The 6,069-nt window shown below is 69.6% G+C and carries 4 protein-coding genes; 3 read left to right on the top strand and 1 reads right to left on the bottom strand.

The window, feature by feature from the left end:
• Nucleotides 1-252: 252 nt before the first annotated feature.
• Together VH914_05525 and VH914_05520 are read left to right on the top strand one after the other, a co-directional pair.
• A complete protein-coding gene (locus VH914_05525; GenBank protein HEX4490651.1) occupies nucleotides 253-1,788 on the top strand; it encodes a PilT/PilU family type 4a pilus ATPase in 1,536 nt (511 codons plus the stop codon).
• 1 nt (nucleotide 1,789) lies between these two features.
• Nucleotides 1,790-3,010, top strand: a complete 1,221-nt coding sequence (locus VH914_05520; protein ID HEX4490650.1) for a type II secretion system F family protein — start codon at nucleotides 1,790-1,792, stop codon at nucleotides 3,008-3,010.
• A gap of 134 nt (nucleotides 3,011-3,144) precedes the next feature.
• Here VH914_05520 and VH914_05515 read toward each other — a convergent pair whose 3' ends face one another.
• Entirely contained in the window at nucleotides 3,145-4,233 is a 1,089-nt protein-coding gene (locus VH914_05515) for a hypothetical protein (GenBank protein HEX4490649.1), read from the bottom strand.
• 90 nt (nucleotides 4,234-4,323) lie between these two features.
• Here VH914_05515 and VH914_05510 point away from each other — a divergent pair, with 90 nt between their 5' ends.
• Nucleotides 4,324-6,060 (top strand): copper resistance protein CopC, encoded by a 1,737-nt coding sequence (locus VH914_05510; protein HEX4490648.1) that lies wholly within the window; start codon nucleotides 4,324-4,326, stop codon nucleotides 6,058-6,060.
• Nucleotides 6,061-6,069: the final 9 nt, after the last annotated feature.

Here is a 6,069-nt window from a genome sequence, read left to right as displayed (position 1 = left end):
CGAGCTCGAGCTCGTTCTCGAACTTCTCCCGCTGCTTCTGGCTGATGACGCTGTAGACCATCTGCCGGATCTGCGAGCCGTTCAGCACCGGCAGCTCCGCGATGGGCTTCATCTCACCGTGGATGCGGATCACCGGCTGCGAGCTCGCGGTGCGGTGGAGGTCGGAACCGCCGCTACAGGAGGGTTGCGGACGGGTCGATAGCCCCGGAAACGGTGATGTTCCCGGGGAGGCGTGCGGGTCCGATGCTCGCGATGCAGGCACGGCGGTTCGGTGAGACGCTCGTGGAGCGGCACGTGCTGTCGCGCGACGATCTCGAGGCCGCGCTCCAGGCGTGTGAGGCGTCGGGGGAGCCGCTGCCGGCGGCGTTGCTGCGCGACGGGCTGGTCGGGTCGAAGGACCTGACGGCCGCGATCGCGCAGAGCCTCGGGATCCGCTTCGTCGACTTCCAGGACGTCACGCTCCATCAGGACGCGCCGACGTTGGTGCCCGCGGATGTCGCGCGTGAGCACCAGGCGCTCGCGATCGACTTCGAGGGCGCGAAGCTCGTCGTCGCGTTCGCGGAGCCGGCCGACGACATCGCGCTCGCGGCGGTCGGCGCGGCGACGGGCTACGAGGTGATCCCTGCGGTCGCGGATCGCGTCGAGCTGTCGAAGGCGATCGACCAGGTGTACGGCGTGACCGCGGCGTCGGCCGCGCTCGACGAGCTGCGCGAGCTGCAGGGCGGTGAGCTGCACATCAACGATCTGTTGGATCAGGTGCTGACGCTCGGCGGTTCCGACCTCCACCTCACCGCGAGCTCGCGCCCGGTGATCCGCATCCACGGCGAGATGAAGCCCATCACGGAGCTGCCGGTGCTGAACGGCTCGCAGATCCGGCAGATGGTCTACAGCGTCATCAGCCAGAAGCAGCGGGAGAAGTTCGAGAACGAGCTCGAGCTCGACACGAGCTACACGCTGCCGGGCAAGAGCCGCTTCCGCATGAACGTCTTCCTGCAGCGCGACAGCGTCGGCTGCGTGATGCGCGTGATCCCGTACGAGATCGTCGAGTTCGACAAGCTCGGCATCCCGCCCGCGGTGAGGGAGTGGGCAAACCTGCCGCGCGGCCTCGTGCTCGTGACCGGTCCGACGGGCTCGGGCAAGAGCACGACGCTCGCGTCGCTCGTCGATGTCATCAACCGCGAGCGCGCCGTGCACATCATGACGGTCGAAGACCCGATCGAGTTCCTGCACCAGCACAAGCGGGCGATCGTCAACCAGCGGGAGGTCGGCGAGGACACGCACTCGTTCGCCAACGCGCTGAAGCACGTGCTGCGCCAGGACCCTGACGTCATCCTCGTCGGCGAGATGCGCGATCTGGACACGATCTCCACCGCGCTCACCGCGGCCGAGACCGGCCACCTCGTGTTCGCGACGCTGCACACACAGGACGCACCGCAGTCGATCGACCGCATCATCGACGTCTTCCCGGCGCACCAGCAGCAGCAGGTGCGCGTGCAGCTCGCGGCGTCGCTGCAGGGCATCTGCACGCAGCAGCTGTTGCCGACGATCGACGGCCGCGGCCGCGTCGCCGCCTGCGAGGTGCTCGTCGCGACGCCCGCGATCCGCAACCTCGTGCGCGAGGCGAAGACGCACCAGATCTACTCCATGCTCCAGGCCGGCGGGAAGTACGGGATGGTGACGATGGACATGTCGCTCGCGAAGCTGCTGCGCGCGCACGCCATCTCGATCGACGTCGCGCGCGAGCACGCATCGAACGACGAGGACCTGCGCCGGCTCGCGGGAGCCTGACGTGCCGGCGACGTACGCGTACAAGGTCCGCGACCGCGGCGGGAAGCTGCTCGAGGGCACGCTCGAGGCCGACAGCCAGGCGCTGCTGATCGGCAAGCTCCGCTCGATGGGCTACATGCCCATCGACATCAAGGAGCAGTCGTCCGCGACGATGTCGAAGGAGCTGCACATCCCGTTCCTCGCGAACCGGGTGAAGCTCAAGGACGTCGCCGTGATGTCGCGGCAGTTCGCGACGATGATCAACTCCGGTCTGTCGCTGCTGCGCGCGCTGAACATCCTCGCCGAGCAGACCGAGAGCAAGTCGCTCGCCGCGATCGTCAACCAGGTGCGCATCGACGTCGAGAAGGGCTCGTCGTTGTCGGCCGCGCTCAGTCGGCATCCGAAGGCGTTCTCGCGGCTCTACGTCGCGATGGTGCGCGCCGGTGAGATCGGTGGTGCGCTCGACTCCGTGCTGCTGCGACTCGCGGAGACGATCGAGAAGCAGGTCGAGCTGCGCCGCAAGGTGCGGTCGGCGATGACGTACCCGATCGTCGTGATGATCCTCGTGCTGTTGATCGTCACCGCGATGCTCCTGTTCATCATCCCGATGTTCAAGGGCATCTACGCCGAGCTCGGCGGCAAGCTCCCCGCGCCGACGCAGTTCCTCATCACGATCTCCACGACGGTGCGCAGCCGCTGGTGGGCGATCTTCGGTGTCGAGTTCGGCGCGGTGTGGGGCTTCCGACGCTGGATCGCGACCGAGAACGGTCGGAACCGGTGGGACGTGGTGAAGCTCAAGCTCCCGGTGTTCGGACTGCTCACGCGCAAGACCGCGCTCGCGCGGTTCTCGCGCACGCTGTCGGCGCTGGTGCGGTCGGGTGTGCCGATCCTCGAAGCGCTCGACATCGTCGCCGAGACCTCGGGCAACCACGTGGTCGCCCGCGCGGTGTACGACACCCAGGCCGCGGTGAAGTCGGGTGAGCCGATGTCGCATCGGCTCGAGCAGCACTCGGTGTTCCCGCCGATGGTCGTGCAGATGATGGCGGTGGGTGAGGAGACCGGCGCGCTCGACGAGATGCTCGACAAGATCGCCGACTTCTACGACCAGGAGGTCGAGGCGACGGTCGAAGCGCTCACGTCGCTGATCGAGCCACTGCTCATCGTCGTCATGGGCGCCGCGGTCGGCGGCATGGTGATCTCCCTCTATTTGCCCATGTTCAACATCATCAAGCTCATCAAGTAGCCGCCGCTCGCCGTCCACCTTGCGACGCTGAATGCCCGTACGGGCGTAAGGATGTCGCAAAGTGGAGCCGCAGTCGCGGGCGCGAGGTGCGTTGATCGGCGTCGCGGTCGCGACCGGGACGGGCGCGGTGAGGATCAGACCGTCGCGGGCGGCGTAGCGGTGGCGGGCACGGGCGCGCGCGGTGTGCCGCGCAGCCGACGGGCCGCGGTGACGAGGAGCCCGACGGACGCGCCGAGGACGAGCGCGACGAACGTGCGGTCGAGCGCGGGCGACAAGGTGGTCGGCAGCTGCGAGCGGTCGAGCGCGGTGATGTCGGCGAGCCCGCTCCCGAACGCCAGGACGACCGCGGCGACGAGCACGATCGGTGTCGCGGCGTCGGGCGTGTGCCGCGAGCGCAGCATCGAGCCTGCGGCCGCGAGCGCGATCGCGGCACCGAGGATCGAGTAGACGGTCGAGAGGAACGCGACCCACGCGCCGCCACTCGTCGACGACCATTCGCCGGCGACGAGCACGAGCACGAGCGCGGCCGTGGCGACGAGCGCGATCGCGGCGACGTCGCCCCATCGCCGGGTCAGCCCGAGCGCGACGATCGCGATCGCGACGACCAGGGCGAGGCCGAGCCGGGGGAGTGCGGACGGGCCGGGTACCCAGCGCAGGTCGCCGCGCACGACGACCGGTTCCCCCCGGTAGCGCAGGGTGATCATCCAGTCCGAGATCAGGTGGGTGCGACCGGGGGAGGACGACACGGCCGGCGGCTCCGACGAGCCCATCCAGTGCACGCGATGGTCGTGCCAGCGCGCGACGTGCGCGCCGTCGACGCGCTTCCACACCGGGGTCGCGGTGGCGTCGTAGGAGCGGGGGACGGCCTGGGTGACCGTGGTCGCGCGGTCGAGGAACACGGCGGGGGACCGCGTGTTCTCGAACACGCCGGCGGGCCCGATGCGCAGATAGGGCTCGCCCGAGTAGCCGAGGACCGTCACCTCGGACGCGGTGTCGTTGCGGACCTCGACGCGCGCACCGAGGTCGCGGATCCGCACGGTGAGCCCGGCGACGCGCGGCGACACCGACAGCACCCGCGACGCGTAGTTGCTCGGTTGCGCGCCGGTGAGCCCGTGCGCGCCCGCGGGCGCGGCGCCGACCACGACGAACCCCGCCGCGAACCCCGCCGCGAGGAGCAGCGCGAGCAGCGGCCGGAGGAGGCTGCGGACGCGCCGGCCGATCACCGGTCCATCGTGGCACCCGCGCCCCGGCGGTCCCGGGTCAAGGCGGGCGGTGCCGACGAGTGGACAGGAGGTGCGGACTAGCTTCGTGCCGTGCGACGGACGCTGCTCGCTGTCGTGACCGCGGTGATCGCCGTCCTGATCCTGGCGGCCCCCGCCGGCGCGCACGCGGTGCTGCTCCAGACCTCGCCCGCGGCGGGGCAGACGTATCCGAGCGGGCCGAAGGTCGTCACGCTCCTGTTCGACGAGAACGTGCAGGTCGGGTTGGGCGGCATCCGACTGCTCGACTCCAAGGGCAACCGCATCGACACCGCCAAGCCGTCGCAGTCGAACGGCGGGAAAGAGGTATCGGTCGGCGTGCCGGGGTTGAAGGACGGCACGTACGTCGTGACGTGGCGCGTGATCTCCGCCGACGGTCACCCGGTCCAGAACGCGTTCACGTTCTCGGTCGGCCGCGCAACCGCCGTGGGGCAGACCGCGACGCAGCTCGCGAACTCGCTGCTCGCGAAGCAGGCGGGGAGCAAGCCCGTCGGCATCACCTACGGCGTGCTGCGGTTCGTCGAGTTCGTCTCGGTCGCCATCATGCTCGGCGGCTTCGCGTTCCTCGTGCTGTGCTGGCCCAACGGACGCCGGTCGCGCACGACGCTGCGGCTGATCCGCGGCTCGTGGGTCGTCGCGTTCGTCGGCTCGATCGCGACCGTGCTCATCGCGTCGAGCTACACCGCGGCACTGAAGTTCGCGGACTCGTTCAAGTGGTCGGTCGTGCACGATTACGTCGACACGCACGTCGGACGCATGCTCGCACTGCGCGTCGTCGTGCTCATCGTCGTCGCGCTCGTCGGGTGGCCGTTCCTGAAGCGTGCGAAGAACGACGCGCTGCAGCTCGCAGTCGGCGGGGTCGCAGGGCTCGCACTCATCGCGACGTTCACCCTCGCCGGTCACGCGCGCAGCGGCTTCCAGATCCCGCTCGCGATCGTGACCGACCTCGCGCACGTCACCGCGTTCACGCTGTGGTTCGGCGGGCTCATCGTGATGATGGTCGCGGTGTTGCGGCCGGACGATCCGTCCGAGCTCGAACCCGCGGTGTCGCGCTTCTCGGCGCTCGCGCTCGGCGCGGTCGTCGTGCTCACGGGCACCGGCGTGTACCAGGGCTGGCGTCAGGTCGGCTCGTTCGGCGCGCTCAAGAGCACGACGTACGGACGGTTGCTGCTCGTGAAGATCGCGCTCGTCGCAGTGGTCGTGATCGTCGCGGCGACGAGCCGCGACACCGTTCGCAACCGGCTCGGCGGCGACGACGACGATGACGACGACGACACGCCGGACGCGGAGGTCCGTGCGCCGCTGCCGGTCGGACCGGGTGCCGCGCTCGCGGTCGACGACGATCGGGCCGGGGTCGCCCGCCGGCTGCGCATCAGCGTTGCGATCGAGGTCGTGTTCCTCGTCGCCGTGCTCGCGACGACCGCGCTCCTCGTCGACGCGGCGCCGGCGCGCACCGCGATCAACGCGCCCTTCTCGCAGACGATCGAGGCGCAGGGCATCAACTTCGAGGTGTTGCTCGTGCCCGCGCGCAGCGGACCGAACGATCTGCACGTCACCGCGACGAAGGAGAGCGGGCTCCTCGACAACGTGCTCCAGCTGAACCTCACGTTGAGCAACCCCGAGAAGAACGTCGCGCCGATCGCGGTGAAGCTCATCAAGCTCGGACCCGGCCACTACACGTCGAACGCACTCACGATCCCGTTCAGCGGCACGTGGCAGCTCCAGATCAAGGCGTTGGTGACGCAGATCGACGAGGTCGACGCGAGCGCCACCATCCACGTCCGCAGCTGAGGCCACCTC

Source organism: Acidimicrobiia bacterium (assembly GCA_036271555.1).
Lineage (GTDB): Bacteria > Actinomycetota > Acidimicrobiia > IMCC26256 > PALSA-610 > DATBAK01.
Note: the sequence above shows the minus strand (reverse complement) of the source record. Positions and strands in the feature narration are given on the sequence as shown.

Coding starts and splice junctions, on each gene's coding strand:
- VH914_05525 (HEX4490651.1), top strand. CDS start 253: ATGCAGGCACGGCGGTTCGGTGAGACGCTCGTGGAGCGGCACGTGCTG.